The 16,849-nt window shown below is 64.4% G+C and carries 17 protein-coding genes; 13 read left to right on the top strand and 4 right to left on the bottom strand.

Annotated elements, in window-relative coordinates; all coding sequences use genetic code 11:
• Nucleotides 1-22: 22 nt before the first annotated feature.
• Nucleotides 23-277 (bottom strand): GlsB/YeaQ/YmgE family stress response membrane protein, encoded by a 255-nt coding sequence (locus GV035_RS07615; RefSeq protein ID WP_159834345.1) that lies wholly within the window; start codon nt 275-277, stop codon nt 23-25.
• 217 nt (nt 278-494) lie between these two features.
• On the opposite strand from GV035_RS07615, the gene GV035_RS07620 reads away from it, so the two are divergent.
• Nucleotides 495-983, top strand: coding sequence for a hypothetical protein (locus tag GV035_RS07620; RefSeq protein ID WP_159834346.1), 489 nt, complete (start codon nt 495-497; stop codon nt 981-983).
• 92 nt (nt 984-1,075) lie between these two features.
• Here GV035_RS07620 and GV035_RS07625 read toward each other — a convergent pair whose 3' ends face one another.
• Complete coding sequence (locus GV035_RS07625) at nt 1,076-2,890, bottom strand: OmpA family protein (RefSeq protein ID WP_159834347.1); 1,815 nt, start codon at nt 2,888-2,890, stop codon at nt 1,076-1,078.
• 565 nt (nt 2,891-3,455) lie between these two features.
• Here GV035_RS07625 and GV035_RS07630 point away from each other — a divergent pair.
• Nucleotides 3,456-3,752 carry a YciI-like protein gene (locus GV035_RS07630; RefSeq protein ID WP_159834348.1) on the top strand — a complete coding sequence of 99 codons (297 nt, stop codon included), beginning with the start codon at nt 3,456-3,458 and terminating at the stop codon, nt 3,750-3,752.
• A gap of 17 nt (nt 3,753-3,769) precedes the next feature.
• Here GV035_RS07630 and GV035_RS07635 read toward each other — a convergent pair whose 3' ends face one another.
• On the bottom strand, nt 3,770-4,738 hold the full coding sequence (locus GV035_RS07635; protein ID WP_159834349.1) for a LysR family transcriptional regulator: 969 nt from the start codon (nt 4,736-4,738) through the stop codon (nt 3,770-3,772).
• A gap of 158 nt (nt 4,739-4,896) precedes the next feature.
• Nucleotides 4,897-6,162, bottom strand: a complete 1,266-nt coding sequence (locus tag GV035_RS07640) for a mechanosensitive ion channel family protein (RefSeq protein ID WP_159835025.1) — start codon at nt 6,160-6,162, stop codon at nt 4,897-4,899.
• A gap of 176 nt (nt 6,163-6,338) precedes the next feature.
• Between GV035_RS07640 and GV035_RS07645 the strand changes: the two genes are divergently transcribed.
• The 11 genes from GV035_RS07645 (at nt 6,339) to GV035_RS07695 (ending at nt 16,817) form a co-directional block, all read left to right on the top strand.
• Nucleotides 6,339-7,331, top strand: a complete 993-nt coding sequence (locus GV035_RS07645; RefSeq protein WP_159834350.1) for a MurR/RpiR family transcriptional regulator — start codon at nt 6,339-6,341, stop codon at nt 7,329-7,331.
• On the top strand, nt 7,328-8,305 hold the full coding sequence (locus GV035_RS07650) for an isoaspartyl peptidase/L-asparaginase family protein (protein WP_159834351.1): 978 nt from the start codon (nt 7,328-7,330) through the stop codon (nt 8,303-8,305). Before GV035_RS07645 ends, GV035_RS07650 begins: the two co-directional genes overlap by 4 nt.
• On the top strand, nt 8,302-10,203 hold the full coding sequence (locus tag GV035_RS07655; protein WP_159834352.1) for a dipeptide ABC transporter ATP-binding protein: 1,902 nt from the start codon (nt 8,302-8,304) through the stop codon (nt 10,201-10,203). Before GV035_RS07650 ends, GV035_RS07655 begins: the two co-directional genes overlap by 4 nt.
• A 68-nt stretch (nt 10,204-10,271) precedes the next feature.
• Nucleotides 10,272-11,837 carry a glutathione ABC transporter substrate-binding protein GsiB gene (gsiB, locus tag GV035_RS07660; RefSeq protein WP_159834353.1) on the top strand — a complete coding sequence of 522 codons (1,566 nt, stop codon included), beginning with the start codon at nt 10,272-10,274 and terminating at the stop codon, nt 11,835-11,837.
• Between the two features lie 8 nt (nt 11,838-11,845).
• Nucleotides 11,846-12,766 carry a glutathione ABC transporter permease GsiC gene (gsiC, locus tag GV035_RS07665; RefSeq protein ID WP_159834354.1) on the top strand — a complete coding sequence of 307 codons (921 nt, stop codon included), beginning with the start codon at nt 11,846-11,848 and terminating at the stop codon, nt 12,764-12,766.
• 7 nt (nt 12,767-12,773) lie between these two features.
• The gene (gene gsiD, locus GV035_RS07670) at nt 12,774-13,664 is read left to right on the top strand and encodes a glutathione ABC transporter permease GsiD (protein ID WP_159834355.1); all 891 of its coding nucleotides are present in this window, start codon (nt 12,774-12,776) and stop codon (nt 13,662-13,664) included.
• Entirely contained in the window at nt 13,664-14,686 is a 1,023-nt protein-coding gene (locus GV035_RS07675) for a DmpA family aminopeptidase (protein WP_159834356.1), read from the top strand. Before gsiD ends, GV035_RS07675 begins: the two co-directional genes overlap by 1 nt.
• Nucleotides 14,683-15,507, top strand: coding sequence for a M55 family metallopeptidase (locus GV035_RS07680; protein WP_159834357.1), 825 nt, complete (start codon nt 14,683-14,685; stop codon nt 15,505-15,507). The genes GV035_RS07675 and GV035_RS07680 overlap by 4 nt, the downstream gene beginning before the upstream one ends.
• A gap of 72 nt (nt 15,508-15,579) precedes the next feature.
• Nucleotides 15,580-15,798 (top strand): hypothetical protein, encoded by a 219-nt coding sequence (locus GV035_RS07685; RefSeq protein WP_159834358.1) that lies wholly within the window; start codon nt 15,580-15,582, stop codon nt 15,796-15,798.
• Nucleotides 15,799-15,840: 42 nt separating this feature from the next.
• Nucleotides 15,841-16,218, top strand: coding sequence for a fluoride efflux transporter CrcB (crcB, locus tag GV035_RS07690; protein WP_159834359.1), 378 nt, complete (start codon nt 15,841-15,843; stop codon nt 16,216-16,218).
• A 125-nt stretch (nt 16,219-16,343) separates the two neighbouring features.
• On the top strand, nt 16,344-16,817 hold the full coding sequence (locus GV035_RS07695; protein WP_159834360.1) for a GNAT family N-acetyltransferase: 474 nt from the start codon (nt 16,344-16,346) through the stop codon (nt 16,815-16,817).
• Nucleotides 16,818-16,849 lie beyond the last annotated feature (32 nt).

The raw sequence follows: 16,849 nt of genomic DNA on the forward strand, positions 1-16,849 counted from the left end.
TATCGCACGTGACGCAAGCGCGTCAAACGCGGCGCCTGCGGACCATCTCATAAATGAAGAGCAGGATGATCGCGCCGATGACCGAGGCGATCCATCCTGCGGGCTGTCCCGGCTGATACCAGCCGAGCGCCCGGCCCACGTAGCCCGCGATCAGCGATCCAGCAATGCCGAGCACGATGGTCATGATCCAGCCCATGCTGTCGTCGCCCGGCTTGATGGCGCGTGCGATCAGACCGACGACCAGTCCGACGATCAAAGTACCGATGAATGCAAGCATGCGGTTGCTCCTTGACGTGATTTGCTGCGTGTTAGCAGATAGCGTCCGGGCGTTGCCCGGTCTTTCAAAGTAGCACGGCCGGTAGCATTTGAGTATGGCACCGGCCGTTGCGCGCGGCATAGGCCGTTCGGCTAAAGCGGATAGCACGCCGGATGCCACGCATGACGGCGCGGTAGAATTCGTCTCATTGCTTCACGCACGGAAACAGCACTGGACGATGACCGACTCCGCACTCCCTTCCACCGACGACCCACTCCACGAAGACCGGCTCTGGCGCGACGACGGCTGGACCGCTCGCGTCATCAAGAACGAAGATGACGACGGCTGGGCCGTCGAGATGATTCAGGCGGGCGAGGCCGAGCCTGCGCTCGTCGGTCCGTGGACGATGGGCCGCGACAAAAAGAACCCGAAGCCGCTCGACGCGGCCGCGTTTCGCACGCTGGTCAAGACGGCGTCGGAAGTGCTGCGCCGCCATGAGCAGCAGCGTCACGCGATGCTGCACAAGAACGTCACCATCGACGTGCGCGGCGAGGAGATCACGGTCACGCTCGACATCGTTCCCGACGACGACGATCCGTACGCCGATCTGAGGGCGATCGATCCATTCGGCGGCCAACTGGCGCATGTGCGCGTCTCGCCCGCGTTCAAGCTGAACAAGGCGAGCGCGGAGCGGTGGGCCGAGAACGACTTCGCGAAGCCGAACTGAACGGGCGGCGCGCTCGCCGTGCTCGCTGTCAAAAGAAAATGCCATCACGCGAACGTGATGGCATTTCTATTTCGGCGTGAAGCGGACGTTTCTTACTTGACGACGAATTCGATTCGACGATTCGCGAAGCGTCCGCTCGCGGTCGCATTGTCGGCTACGGGATTCGCGTCGCCGTAGCCCGTCGCGGCGAGCGACTGCGGCGGCACGCCGTTCTTGACGAGGAAAGCGCGAACGGCTTGCGCGCGCTCTTTCGACATTTCGAGCTTCGCGGGCGGTGCGCCTACGCCGTCCGAATACCCGGCGATTTCCAGGTTCACCATCGAGCCCTTCGCCGCGCAATTCTTCAGGAGCTGCGCTGTTTCGCCGAGCGTCGCGGCCGCGCCTTCCGGCACCGTGGCGCTCGAACGGCCGAAGTTGACCACTTGCAGGTCCAGCACCGACGTGAGCTTCTGGCCGGAACAGGCGTCGTCGGTGGCGAGGAGCGTCTTCATCGCGCTGCGAAACGACTGCGTGGCGCTCGCCACCGCGCTGTCGACGTCGAACGCGCTGACCTGGAACATGCCGCCGAGCGAGTTCTTCAGGCGGTCGGTCCATCCGAGCTTGGCGTCGGCGGCCGCGCCGCTCAATTCCACTTTCGAGCCGATGAGCTTCGCCTCGGCGCCCGGCACCGCCATGAGCGGCGTCAGCTCTTTCAGTCGCGAGAGCCACGGGGCCGGGGGCGTACCTGCCGCCACCGAGACGTCCGCGCTATAGCCCTTGCCGAAGCGGCGATCGAGCGTCTGAATCAGCTGCTGCTTTTCCGCCTCACTGCCGACGGTCGCCTCAATCGACGGGACGCCTGCCTCGTTGACGGAAAACACCAGTTGCGCGTCCTTCGCTGCCGCAGCCGGCGCGCTGGTTTCGGCGCTGGAACTGGCGATGGCCGACGAAGCAGCGATGGCAGTCGACGCCGTATCGATCGACGCCGCGGCTTGCGAGGCCGGCTGCGCGACGGTCGCCACCGGGGTCGTTTCCGCGTTCGAACTGAGATCGACGCTCGGGTTGTGCGTGAAGCCGCGGTAGTACACGAGCGCGAGAATCGCCGCGAGCACCGCGAAAAGCAGCCAGACCGCCTTATTGGACCGCTTCGGCGCCGGCTTGCGCACCGGAGCGCGCATGGGTGCGGATTTCGTCGCCGTCGGTGCAGGGGGCGGTGCCGGCGGCGCGGGCGGGGGCGGCGGTGCGACCACCGGAGCCGTGTTTCGCGCCAGCGCCGGGGCAGCGTGGCTTACGCCGGCCGCAGCAGGCATGGCGGGTTCATCGCCGAAATCCAGCGTCGATCCGACTGCGTCCAGCCGCGCGCCGATGCTGCTCACGAAACCATCCACGTTGCCCAGGCCGATGGCGCTCGCTGCGTTATGCGTGAGCGATGCGCGCATTTCGCCGATCTGGTCGCGCAGCAAGCCCGGCAACTGCGACAGGTTTGCCTGCGAGAGCAGAAAGTGATGCTTGAGAATGCCGAACATGATGGCCGACAACATGCCCGCGAGCGCGGACGTGGCCTGTACCGGCACGCCCGTCTCGGCCGATACCGCGTCGGTCAGCGCATCGATGCGCTGGCCCGTCGCGCGGGAGGCGAGCAGATGACCGGATGTTTCGAGGTGCTTCAGCCCGGCGGTCGTCGTGATGACGTTTCGCAACTGCTCGCTCACGAAGGCGTTCGCCTCGGGCGACATGATGACGGAATACACGGAACGCGCGCCGTCGGCGAGCGCCGACCGGTCCATGACCGCCGCAACGAGTCCCGGCGCGGTGCGCGCGGCCAGTTGCTGCACGATCTGCGCAGGAATGCCGAACTTCTGCGATAGCTGTTCCGCAATCTCGCTGGAGATCGCGGTGTTGACCGCCTGAACCAGATTGATACTCATCGACTGCCTATCCTTTTCCTGTGACGCCGAGCGCGGGCGCAATGACGTGCGCATTCTATATGTGCAGGTATCCTGAAAAGATGCTGGGATATTTCTTTACATAAGTGCCGCACGCACGCCACTCAATTAAAGATGGCGTTTGCAACGCTTGACAGTTCGTTTTCAGCGCGAACGCGCGGACGAATCCGAAAAAATCCGCGCGAGGCGCGCTTTCGCAAGCTTGAACCAGACCGGTCTCGCGGCGGCAGCGTCGAGGTTGCGCGCGGCGACGGCGACCAGCGACAAAACGGATTGGGCGTGGATGAATCTGCGATACGATGCGTCGAGCGGCGAGGTCCACGCGCAAGAGCGGCAATCGTGCTTCGCGCAGGTGTTGCAGGGAGGTTGATCGCGATACATGAGAGGGTCCTGATTCGAGTACCCGCGCATGATGTGCCATCTTGTAACGATTGACGATCAGACGGTTCTGATTGAATCTCAAATTTGCCCGCAAACGGGGCAGAAAGACATCGGATAGCCGTTCGGCCTATGACGTAAGTGCGAGCACAAGCAAGGAGACATGCACATGCACTATCTGCTGGTTTATCACCTTTGCGCGGACTATCTGGACCGCCGCGCGCAATTTCGCGACGCGCATCTGAAACTGGCGTGGGAAGCAGTCGAGCGCGGCGAAATCGTGCTTGCCGGCGCGCTCGATTCGCCGGCCGATCGCGCGATGCTGCTGTTTCAGGGCGACTCGCCCGCCGCCGCCGAAGCATTCGCGCGCAATGATCCCTATGTGACGAACAAACTCGTCGAACGCTGGGAGGTGCGCAAGTGGAACACGGTAGTCGGCGAAGACGCGGCCACGCCCGTCCGCTAGGTCGGCGGGGCCGGGGCTCAGGCGTCCGCGGTCTCTTCGGGACGCCGCCGCGCCGCGCGATACAGGCTCGTGAGCGTGTCGTTCATCTGTTGCGAACGCTCGAACAATGCCGCGAGCCATTCCACGAAAACCGAGACGCGCGGCGTCGCCTGCCGGCTTTTAAGAAACGCGACCGACACCTTCAGCGGCGGCGACTTCCATTGCGGCAGCACTTCCCGCAACTGCCCGGAGCGCAGATAAGGCTGCGCCGCGATGCGCAGCGGCTGAATCAAGCCGAGCCCTTCGAGCCCGCAGGCGAGGTACGCGTGTTCGTCGGCGACCTGCACGAACCCGCGCATGCTCACGGTGTAGGGCTTGCCGTTCACGTCGAATTCGAAATCCGCGGGACGGCCGCTTTTCTCCGGCACGCAATTCACCGCGACGTGCCGCGCGAGTTCGTCGAGGCTCGCGGGCGTGCCGTGCTTCTCCAGATAAGCGGGACTTGCGCACGTCACCTGGTCGAGCACGCCGAGCCGCCGCGCGATCAATCCCGAATCGGGCAATTCGCCCAACTGGATGCTGCAATCGACGCCTTCGCCGACGAGATCGACGTTGCGAATGCCGATGCCGATCGACAGTTCGATCTGCGGATAACGCGCGTGGAATTCCGGCAGCGCGGGCACGACGATGGACGTCGCGACGGTATCCGGCATCTCGACGCGCAGCCGTCCGCGCAGCCGCTCTTCAACCGCGCCGAAGCCGGATTCCAGTTCGTCGATGTCGGCGAGAATCTGCGCGCAGCGTTCGTAGTAGGCCGCGCCGTCGACGGTCAGGTTCAGGCGCCGTGTCGTGCGTGCGAGCAGTTGCACGCCGACGAGTGCTTCGAGTTGTTGCACGGTCGTCGAGACGCTCGCACGCGGCATGCCGAGCGATTCGGCGGCGCGCGTGAAGCTGTTCGTATCGACGACACGCGTAAAGACACGCATGGCATGGACGCGATCGATCACGTGAATTTTCCTTGTTCCCGATGGAAGGCGATGCGTACGCGCCGGGCAAGCCGAGGACGCATCGGCGAATGGTCACATCGTAAGGACCGGCGCGCGTTGCGTGAATACACAAAACTGGACGATTCTTGCCTGATTCTTCCAGCAGAAAACGCGGCGCCTCAAAGCGTCGGCATTTCGCCGCGCAGGCGTCCCGCGACGCCCGCGAAGTCGGTGCCCGAAGGCGCCTGATACAGCCGCAGACCCATCTCGGGCAGGATCGCGAGCAGATGATCGAAGACGTCGCCCTGAATGCGCTCGTATTGCGTCCATGCAGTCGTCGCGGTGAAACAGTAGACCTCGACCGGAATGCCTTGCGATTCCGGCTCCATCATGCGAACCATGATTGTCATGTCCTGCCGTATCTCCGGATGATGCTGCAGATACGCAAGCGCGTATTCGCGGAACGTGCCGATGTTCGTGAGCCGCCGGCGGTTCGCGGGTTCCGCCGCGAGGTCGCCGAGATTGCGGTTCGCCTGCTCCACTTCCGTCTGCTTCTGCAGCAGGTAATCGTGCAGCAAGCGGAATCGCATCATGCGTTGCGTTTCTTCATCGGTGAGAAAGCGCACGCATTGCGCGTCGATACGCATGGTCCGCTTGATGCGCCGTCCGCCCGATTCGAACATGTGCCGATAGTTGCGATAGCTCTCAGAAAAGAGCTTGTACGTAGGCACCGTCGTGATGGTGTTGTCCCAGTTCTGCACTTTGACCGTATGCAGCGCGATATCCTTCACCGCGCCATCGGCCAACGCTTGCGGCATCTCGATCCAGTCGCCGATGCGCAACATGTCGTTCGACGTGAGCTGCGTGCTCGCGACGAGCGACAACAGCGTGTCCTTGAACACGAGCAGCAGCACGGCGGACAGCGCGCCGAGCCCGGAGAGCATCCAGAGCGGCGAACGGTCGATGAGAATCGACAGCACCAGCACGAAGCAGATCAGCGCGAGCGCGAGCTTGCCGATCTGGATATAGCCCTTGATGGAGCGCGTCTGCGCCTCCTTGCTCGCGGCGTAGACGTCCTGCCACGCCGAAAGCGCGCTGCCGGTCGCGAGAAACACGCAGACCCACGCCGCGCCGTGCGCGAGCCGCGCCACCGCCGTCGCCCACGGCCCGATATGCGGCACTTCGCCGATGCCGATGGCCACGACCGCGAACGGCGCCGCATACCAGAGCCGGTGATACGCGCGATGCCGGAGGAACGCCTGATCCCATGCCACGTGCCCGGCGAGGACGAGCAGCCGATGCGCGACCCGAAGCAGCAGACGCGCGATGACCCATTGCACGAACTCCGCGATGACGAAGAGCGCAACGAGCCCGAGGAGCAGTTGCGCCCACGGCTGCGTCGGAAGATGGCGGGAAAGCGTGTCGGGAAGCCAGTCGAGGTTCATGCGTGGATGAAAGCCGAAGAAGCGATGCGTCCCGTATTGTGCATGAACGCGCACGGCGCGTCGGACGACATTCGCCGCTTATCGGAAACCCCAGTTCGATGAAAATGAATTTTTTTCGGCGATGGTTTTGGGTAAACATACTTTCACCGCGACTTCCGAGCAGCCTGCCGCCGCGTATGTCCCGCCGTCCACCGGTCGAACCGCCCGCGAGTGCCGACGAACTCATTTCGACGCGCATCGCCGCCGCCATGCCGATGCTCACGCCGATCCATCAGCGCATGGGCGCGTTCGTGCTGGCGAACCTGTTCCGCTCGGCGACCATGCGGATCGACGAGCTGGCGGACGCCGTCGGCGCGTCCATCGCGACGGCCAACCGCTTCGCGCGGGCGCTCGGTTTCTCCGGCTATCCCGCGTTCCGGGAGGCGCTCGTGCGCGGTTTCGAGGCGACCATCGCGCCGGTCGAGCGCCTGCGCTCGTCGCGGCAATCGCCTGCGAGCGGAGCCGAAGTCTTCGAGGCGTCGCTGGCTCAGGCGGCGGGGAACGTGCGTCTCGCGCAGACATCGGTCGATAGCGCGAAGGCCGAATCGCTCGTCGACGCCATTCTCGGCGCGCAACGCGTCTTCGTGCTCGGCTACGGCGCAAGCGCGTTTCTAGCGGGTTTGATGGAGCACGGCCTCACGCCGTACTGCGCGAACGTGCAGTCGCTCGCGCTCCACGGCGGGCCGTCGCACGCGGCGCGGCGGCTGTTCACGGCATCGCCCGAAGACGTGCTCATCGCGATTGCCTTTCCGCGCTATGTCGACGACACCATCGCGCTCGCGCGGCAAGCGCAGCAGCGCGGCGTGCGCGTCGTCGCGCTCACGGACAGCGGTGCGTCGCCGCTCGCGTGCATCGCGGACCTCGTGCTCACGATCCGCGCCGAGCGCAGGCTCGCCGCCAATTGCGATACAGCGGTGCTCGCCGTGATCGAGGCACTCTGCGACGCGGTCGCGCACCGCGCAAAACGCTCGGTGGAAGCCGCATCGGGCCTCACCGAATTCGTGCTGCCCTGGCTCGTCGCGCCGCCGATATTGAGCGGAGCGGCGACCGGACCAACGGCCACGCCCGCGCACGCGCCGCGTCGCGCATCCGCCAAGCGACACCCTCACACGGAGCCGCGCGAAACATGAGCGCCATTCCAGTCATCGCCATTCACGGCGGCGCGGGCACGATCCTGCGCTCGGCCATGAGCACCGACGCCGAAGCGCGCTATCACGCGGCGCTCGGCGACATTCTGCGCGCCGGCCAGCGCGTGCTCGCCGACGGCGGCAGCGCGCTCGATGCCGTGACCGAGGCCGTGCGTCTGCTCGAAGACTGTCCGCTCTTCAACGCAGGCCACGGCGCGGTGTTCACGGCGGCAGGCACCCATGAACTCGACGCGTCCATCATGGATGGCGCGACGCTCGACGCCGGCGCGGTCTGCTGCGTGACGCGCGTGAGGAACCCCGTGCTCGCCGCGCGCCGCGTGCTGGACGTGAGCGAGCACGTGATGTTCACCGCTGCGGGCGCGGAGGCGTTCGCAGAGGCGCAGGGACTGGAATTCGTCGATCCGTCGTACTTTCATACCGACGCGCGGTATCAGCAGTGGCTCAGTGCGCGCGGCGCGTCGGGCACGCTGCTGGATCACGACGCCGCGACACGCGTCGCACAAGAGACAGGCGAGGACGATCCGATCGATCCGGCGAAGAAGTTCGGCACGGTCGGCGCGGTCGCGCTGGATGCGCAGGGTCATCTAGCGGCGGCGACATCCACGGGCGGCATGACGAACAAACAGGCGGGCCGCGTCGGCGATGCGCCGTTGATCGGCGCGGGCTGCTACGCGAACGACGCGACGTGCGCTGTGTCGACCACGGGCACCGGCGAAATGTTCATGCGTATGCTCGCGGCGTACGACGTCTCCGCCCAGATGGAGTACCGCGGAATGACGCTCGAGGCCGCAGCGGACGATGTCGTGATGAAGAAGCTGCCGCGTATCGATGGACGCGGCGGCCTGATCGCCGTCGACGCAGCCGGCAACGTCACGCTGCCGTTCAACACCGAAGGCATGTATCGCGGCTTCGCGCGGGTCGGCGAGCAGGCGGTCACGGCCATCTACCGCTCATGAGCGCGGCGCCGACGTTGCCGGACTCGCGCGTGATCGACGTGCGCGACTTGTCCGTCGTTTTTCGCTCGCGTTCGCGCACGGTGGAAGCCGTGCGCAACATCGCGTTCACGGTGGATCGCGGCGAGACGCTCGCGATCGTTGGCGAATCGGGCTCGGGCAAGTCCGTGACGTCGCTCGCGCTGATGCGGCTGGTCGAGCATGGCGGCGGCGTCATTGCATCGGGCAGCATCGCGTTCCGGCGGCGCAACGGGCGCGTGTTGGACCTCGCGCGCGCGTCGTCGGCGACCATGCGCGGCGTGCGCGGCGCGGACATCGCCATGATCTTTCAGGAGCCGATGACATCGCTCAATCCGGTATTCACCGTGGGCGATCAGATCGCGGAAGCGATCGCGCTGCATCAGAACAAGAACCGTTCCGAGTCGCGCGCCGAAGCATTGCGCCTGCTCGACCTCGTGCGGATTCCCGAATCGCGCCGCGTGTTCGCGCGCTATCCGCATCAATTGTCGGGCGGCATGCGCCAGCGCGTGATGATTGCAATGGCGCTTTCCTGCAAGCCCGCGCTCCTCATCGCCGATGAACCGACCACCGCGCTCGACGTGACCATTCAGGCGCAGATTCTGCAACTCGTGCGCGGCTTACAGGACGAAATGAACATGGCGGTGATCTTCATCACGCATGACATGGGGGTCGTGGCGGAAGTAGCGGACCGCGTGCTGGTGATGTATCGCGGCGAGAAAGTGGAAGAGGGCCGATCCGACGCATTGTTTGGTACGCCGAAGCATGTCTACACGAAAGCTTTGCTCGCTGCCGTGCCGACGCTCGGCGCGATGCGCGGCACGGACCGGCCCGCGAAGTTCCCGATTCTCGAAGTCGAGCCGGTAGACGTGGCGCCCGACGACGCGAGCGCGCTGCGGCCATCGGCGGCAGTGGAGCATGAAGTCCAGCCCGCCGTCGATGAAACCAGCCAGCCGATTCTGCGCGTGCGCGATCTCGTCACGCGCTTTCCCGTCAGAAGCGGCCTCTTCGGGCGCATGACGGCGGCGGTGCATGCGGTCGAACGCGTGAGCTTCGATTTGCGTCGAGGCGAAACGCTCGCGCTCGTCGGCGAATCGGGCTGCGGAAAATCGACGACGGGGCGCTCGCTGTTGCGGCTTGTCGAAAGCCAGAGCGGTTCCATCGAATTCGACGGACGCGACATCAGCGCGCTGCAAGGCCCCGAATTGCAGGCGCTGCGCCGCAATATCCAGTTCATTTTTCAGGACCCGTTCGCCTCGCTGAATCCGCGTCTCACGGTCGGCTTCTCGGTGATGGAGCCCCTGCTCGTGCATGGCGTCGCGAGCGGCAAGGAGGCGCAGGCGCGCGTCGACTGGCTGCTGGAGCGCGTGGGCTTGCCGCCCGAAGCGGCGCAGCGTTATCCGCATGAATTCTCGGGCGGGCAGCGCCAGCGCATCGCCATTGCACGGGCGCTCGCGCTCAATCCGAAAGCCGTGATCGCCGATGAATCCGTCTCCGCGCTCGACGTTTCCGTGCGCGCGCAGATCGTCAATCTGATGCTCGATTTGCAGCGCGAACTCGGCGTGGCCTATCTTTTCATTTCGCATGACATGGCGGTGGTGGAGCGCGTGAGCCATCGCGTCGCCGTGATGTATCTCGGGCAAATCGTCGAAATCGGGCCGCGCGCCGCAGTGTTCGAAGCGCCGCGTCATCCGTACACGAGGAAGTTGATGAGCGCGGTGCCCGTCGCCGATCCCGCGCGCCGTCACGCGAAACGCATGCTGGCCGCCGATGAGATTCCCAGCCCGATTCGTCCGCTCGGCGACGAACCGGTGGTCGCGAAGCTCGTCGCGGTCGGTCCCGGCCATTACGTCGCCGAGCATCATGTCGGCGGCGCTTATTAGCGTGAGCCGGTGAGCGGATGCAGAAACACATCGCAGTGAACCATAACGTCAAGCCAAGGAGTCCCACGATGCCGTCCTCTCGTCCTTCACCGTTGCGCGCGCTCATAACGGCCGGTGCGTTCACCGGATTCGCTGCATTCGCCGCGCTCGGTCCCGTGTCCGCGCATGCGCAAAGCACCGCTGTGATGGCGGTCGCCTCGACCTTCACGACGCTCGATCCCTACGATGCCAACGACACGCTCTCGCAAGCCGTCGCCAAGTCGTTTTATCAGGGACTATTCGGCTTCGACAAGGACATGAAGATTCAGCCCGTGCTCGCGACGAGCTTCGAGGCGAGCCCCGACGCGAAGGTCTACACGATTCATCTGCGCCAGGGCGTGAAGTTCCACGACGGCACCGACTTCAACGCCGAAGCCGTGAAAGCGGTGTTCGACCGCGTGACCGACCCGGCGAACAAGCTGAAGCGCTACAACCTGTTCAACAAGATCGACAAGACCGAAGTGGTCGATCCGTACACGGTGAAGGTGACGCTCAAGATTCCGTTCTCTGCGTTCATCAACGTGCTTGCGCATCCATCGGCGGTCATGATCTCGCCGACCGCGCTCAAGAAGTACGGCAAGGACATTGCGTTTCATCCGGTGGGCACGGGACCGTTCGAATTCGTCGAATGGAAACAGACCGACGACCTGAAAGTGAAGAAGTTCGCGGGCTACTGGAAGAAGGGCTATCCGAAGATCGACATGATCGACTGGAAGCCGGTCGTCGATAACAACACGCGCGCCGCGCTCATGCAAACGGGCGAAGCGGACTTCGCGTTTCAGGTTCCGTTCGAGCAGGCGGCGACCCTCAAGTCGAGCCCGAAGGTGGATCTGATCGCAGCGCCTTCCATCATCCAGCGTTACATCAGCATGAACATGCTGCAGAAGCCCTTCGATAATGCGAAGGTGCGCGAGGCGCTCAACTACGCGATCAACAAAGAGGCGCTCGTGAAGGTCGCATTCGCGGGCTATGCGGTGCCGGCCGAAGGGGTCGTGCCGCCGGGCGTGGACTATGCGACGAAGACCGGCCCGTGGAAATACGATCCCGCGAAGGCCCGCGAACTGTTGAAGGAAGCTGGCTATCCGAACGGTTTCGAAACCACGCTCTGGTCCGGCTACAACTACACGACCGCGCAGAAGATCATCCAGTTCGTGCAGCAGCAACTGGCGCAAGTGGGCGTGAAGGCGTCGGTGGAGGCGCTCGAAGCCGGGCAGCGTGTGCAGCGCGTGGACAGCGCACCCGATCCTGCGACGGCTCCGGTGCGCATGTATTACATCGGCTGGTCGTCCTCGACGGGCGAAGCGGACTGGGCCATCTCGCCGTTGCTGTCGAGCGCATCGTTCCCGCCGAAGCTCGCGAACACGGCGTACTACAAGAACGATAACGTCGATGCCGATCTGCAAAAGGCGCTCGCCACCACGGACCGCAACGAGAAGGCCGCGCTCTATGCCGACGCGCAAAAGCGCATCTGGGCCGATGCGCCGTGGATTTTCCTCGTCACCGAAAAGGTCGTGTATGCGCGCAGCAAGCGGCTATCCGGCGCGTACGTGATGCCCGACGGCTCGTTCAATTTCGACGAGATCGCCATCAAGTAAGGGCCACGATGCTCAACTTCCTTGCCAAACGCCTGCTCGGGCTGCTGCCGACGCTTTTCATCGTCGCGGTGCTGGTCTTCATGTTCGTGCATCTGTTGCCGGGCGACCCGGCGCGGCTCGCGGCCGGTGCCGAGGCGGACGAAGCAACGGTGGCGCTCGTGCGCGCGGACCTGGGCCTCGACAAGCCGCTGCCGCAACAACTGGTGAGCTTCTTCGGCAAGGTCGTGCACTTCGACTTCGGCAGGTCCACGCGAAGCAAGCGCCCCGTGAGCACGGAAATCGCGGAGCGTTTCATGCCGACTCTGTGGCTCACGCTCGCAAGCATGGTGTGGGCGGTCGTGTTCGGCATGAGCATCGGCATCGTGTCGGCGGTGTGGCGCAATCAGTGGCCCGACCGGCTCGGCATGACGCTCGCCGTGTCGGGCATTTCGTTTCCGGCGTTCGCGCTCGGCATGCTGTTGATGGAGATCTTCTCGGTGAAGCTGGGCTGGCTGCCCATCGTCGGCGATGGCACGTGGCAAAGCTACGTGCTTCCATCGCTCACGCTCGGCGCGGCGGTGGCCGCCGTGATGGCGCGCTTCACGCGCGCTTCGTTCGTCGAAGTGCTCGGCGAGGACTTCGTGCGAACCGCACGCGCGAAGGGCGTGCATGAGCCGATCGTCATCGTGAAGCACTGTCTGCGTAACGCGATGATTCCCGTCGTCACGATGATGGGCCTTCAGTTCGGCTTCCTGCTCGGCGGATCCATCGTGGTGGAGAAAGTGTTCAACTGGCCGGGCCTTGGCCGCTTGCTCGTCGATGCCGTCGAAATGCGCGACTATCCGGTGATTCAGGCGGAAGTGCTGTTGTTCTCGCTGGAGTTCATCGTCATCAATCTGGTGGTGGACGTGCTGTACGCGGTCATCAACCCGACTATCCGCTTCAAATGAGGACGGCATGAGCGTAACCGTGCAAACCGCTCAGGACGGGCGGCAGACTGTCCGCACGCCGTGGACCGAGTTCTGGCGCAAGTTCAGGCAACAGCATGTCGCGATGATCGCGGCGGTGTTCGTGCTGCTGCTCATCGTGATCGCGATCATCGCGCCATACATTGCGCCTTACGATCCCGAGAACTACTTCGACTACGACGCGCTCAACGCGGGCCCGTCGGCGGCGCACTGGTTCGGCGTCGATTCGCTCGGGCGCGATATTCTCAGCCGCATTCTCGTCGGCAGCCGTATATCGCTGTCGGCCGGGCTGCTGTCGGTCGTGATCGGCGCGGTGATCGGCACATTCTTCGGCTTGCTCGCGGGCTATTACGAAGGATGGTGGGACCGCATCGTGATGCGTATCTCCGACGTGCTGTTCGCGTTTCCGGGCATTCTGCTCGCGATCGGCGTGGTCGCGATTCTCGGCAACGGCATGGTGAACGTGGTCTGCGCGGTGGCTATTTTCAGCGTTCCCGCGTTCGCGCGGCTCGTGCGCGGCAACACGCTCGCGCTCAAGCATCTGACCTATATCGAGGCGGCGCGCAGCATCGGCGCGTCGGATTGGACGATCATCGTGCGGCATATTCTTCCGGGCACGATTTCATCGGTGGTCGTGTACTTCACGATGCGCATCGGCACGTCGATCATCACGGCGGCGAGCCTCTCGTTTCTTGGCCTCGGCGCGCAGCCACCGACGCCGGAGTGGGGCGCGATGCTCAACGAAGCGCGCGCCGACATGGCCGTGGCGCCGCACGTCGCCATTTTTCCGAGCCTCGCGATCTTTCTCACGGTGCTCGCGTTCAATCTGCTCGGCGACGGCTTGCGCGATGCGCTCGATCCCAAACTGGACCGGCCGTGATGAAAGCACCGCACATCGGCACATTGCAAGCGGGCGCGCGCGGAACGATAGCGGATGTCGCGAGCGTAACCGTCGGACATTGCACGCTCGATGACGGCGACGTGCAAACCGGCGTCACGGTCGTGCGTCCGCACGGCGGCGATGTGTATCGGAAGAAAGTGCCCGCCGCCGCGTGTGTCATCAACGGTTTCGGCAAGAGTGTCGGACTCGTGCAAGTCGATGAACTCGGCGTGCTGGAAACGCCGATTGCGCTGACGAACACCTTCGGCGTCGGTGCCGTTGCATCGGGACAGATTCGTTCGGCGTGCGAAATAAATGAGGGCATAGGACGTGACTGGCCGAGCGTCAACCCGCTTGTGTTCGAGTGTAACGACGGCTATCTGAACGACTTGCAGGCATTCGCCGTCGAAGAAGCGCACTATCGCGAAGCACTTTCCGGATGCTCGAAAGACTTCGCGCGCGGCGCGGTCGGCGCGGGGCGGGGCATGTCGTGTTTCGAGCTGAAAGGCGGCATCGGATCGGCGTCGCGGATCCTGGATATGGGCGCTCATGCTTATGCAATCGGCGCGCTCGTGCTCGCCAACTTCGGGCGCTTGCCGCAACTGACGATAGCGGGCGAGGCTGTCGGCCTCGCGCTGCACGCGGCCACGCAAGGGCAGATGAAGCCGGAACAAGGCAGCATCATCATGCTGCTCGCGACCGATGCGCCGCTCGATTCGCGGCAGTTGCGACGCCTCGCGATGCGCGCCGCAGCCGGGCTGGCGCGCACTGGCTCCGTCTATGGCCACGGAAGCGGCGATATCGCGCTCGCGTTCTCGACGGACTACACCGTCCCGCACGACGCCGCGTTCATCGCGCTGCCGCCCTTGCTTCCCGACGCGCGCCTCGATCCGCTATTTCAGGCGGCTGCCGACAGCATCGAACAGGCCATTCTCGATGCGCTTTTCAGCGCAGAGACCGTGACCGGCCGCGACGGTCATCAGCGACTGTCTCTCACGGACGCATTGAAAATCAAACCATGAAAGTGCTGATTTCGACCGATATCGAAGGCATTGCGGGCGTGTTCCACCCGGAGCAAACGCGGCCGGGCAATGCGGAATACGAGCAGGCGCGGCGCTGGATGACGCACGAGGCAAACGCGGCGGCCGAGGGCGCGTTCGAAGGCGGCGCGTCGCAAGTATGGGTCAACGATTCGCACGGCGGCTTTCGCAATCTGCTGCCCGATGTCTTCGATGCACGCGTGCAACTGGTGCTCGGCAAGCCGCGCACGTTCGGCATGATGGCGGGCCTCGAAGCATCGCCCGATCTGGTGTTCATGGTCGGCTATCATGCGCGCGCGCAGAGCCGCGGCATTCTCGCGCATACGATCAACAGCACGGCGTTCGCGCGCGTGATGCTCGACGGCACGGAAGTCGGCGAAGCGGCGCTCTACGGCAGGCTGGCGGAAGAACGCGGCGCCCGCATTGCGCTGCTGACAGGCGATGACGTCTTCGGCGCCGAGACGCTGCCGTCATTTCCGGGCGCGCGCTTCGTCTGCGTGAAGACGGCGCACGGCTATTCGAGCGGCGTCACGCACACGCCCGCTGCCGCATGCGAAGCGATCCGGCGCGCGGCGCAAGAGGTCATCGAAAGCGCAGTGCCCGACAGATCAGGCACGCGCCACGCGTCGGCAAACATCCGCTGCGAACTGCGCGTGCAGACGAGCGCGCTCGCCGATCTCTTCTGCCAGTGGCCATCGCTCGAACGCACCGACGCGGTCACGCTGGCCTTCGATGCGCCCAGCGCCGAGCACGTTGTTCGCACGCTCAATTGCCTTTCGGCAATGTCATTCATGTTGCGGTGAGCGCCGGAACTATCGTTAGAATGGAGCCCTTGAGCAGGAAAGCTCCATTCAACGGCTCGGCAGGCGAAGTTCATGCATGACGTAAGGCTCGCACACAACGACGATACCGCGCTCGATCCCGCTGATCCGGCGCTCGTCATGCGCGGATCATTGTTCATTGACGGTCACGAGGCAGGCTGCTGGGAAGCGCGGCGCGACGGCACGTGGACGGCGCATCTGCGGCACACGCCGGGGTGGATCGTCGAAGCGAGCCGGGCGGCGCTGATCGAACGGCTCGCTCGCGGGGCGTAGCGTCAGCCTGTCGCGCTTTCATCAAGATAACTGAACAACAATATGTACCTGTCGATCATCGCGGTAGGGCTCGGCGGCGGCCTCGGCTCGCTGCTCCGCTGGGCGCTCGGTTTGCGCCTCAACGCCGTCTTTCCGAATCTTCCGCTCGGCACCTTCGCGGCCAATGTCATCGCGGGCTACATCATTGGCGTGGCCGTTGCGTTTTTTGCGCGTGTGCCGGACGTTTCCGTCGAATGGCGGCTCTTCGTGATTACCGGCTTGATGGGCGGGCTGTCCACGTTCTCGTCGTTCTCGGCGGAAGTCGTCGCGCATCTTCAGCAAGGGCGGCTCGGCTGGGCGCTCGCTGAAATCGCGCTGCACGTCGGGGCATCGCTTTTGATGACCGGGCTCGGCATCGCGACCGTGACCGTCGCGAGTTGATGTTCGAGCACGTTCCGATTTTGTCCTGCGCCCGTTTTTTACAGTTTTCCCCGGCGTTTCCGACGCCCGACACTTCGCCGCTCGCTCAGCGGCTTTATTTTTATTGCAACAAAGAAGGTGAAGACATGCCCGAGTTCCCGCTTATCGAAATCAGACCGTACCGGGCGAGTGATCTCGACGGCGTGATCGACCTGTTTCTGCGCGCCGTGCGCGAAACGGCATCGGTCGATTACAACGAGAAGCAGATCGACGTGTGGGCGCAGGCCGATCCCGACGAATGGGCGGTGGCCCGCGCAAGCCGCCCGACATGGGTGGCGTTCACCGGCGGGCAGCTCGCCGGTTTCGCCGATCTGGAGCGAAACGGCCTGATCGACATGATGTTCGTTCATCCAGACCACCAGCGCAAAGGCGTGGCGACCGCGCTGCTCGCGCGCATCGAGGCCGAGGCGGACGAGGCGGGCATGCAGGTGCTGCACACGTACGCGAGCGCAACAGGCAGGCCGTTCTTCGAATACTGCGGCTTCACGATGCTGCTGGCCCGCGCGGTCGTGGTGCGCGGGCAGCGGTTCGTGCAGTTCGTAATGGAAAAAGTGCTGTGAGCGTCGCGCGGTCTGTATAGACAAGCACACAA

It is taken from the genome of Burkholderia sp. 8Y (assembly GCF_902506145.1).
In the GTDB taxonomy this organism is placed as follows: domain Bacteria; phylum Pseudomonadota; class Gammaproteobacteria; order Burkholderiales; family Burkholderiaceae; genus Caballeronia.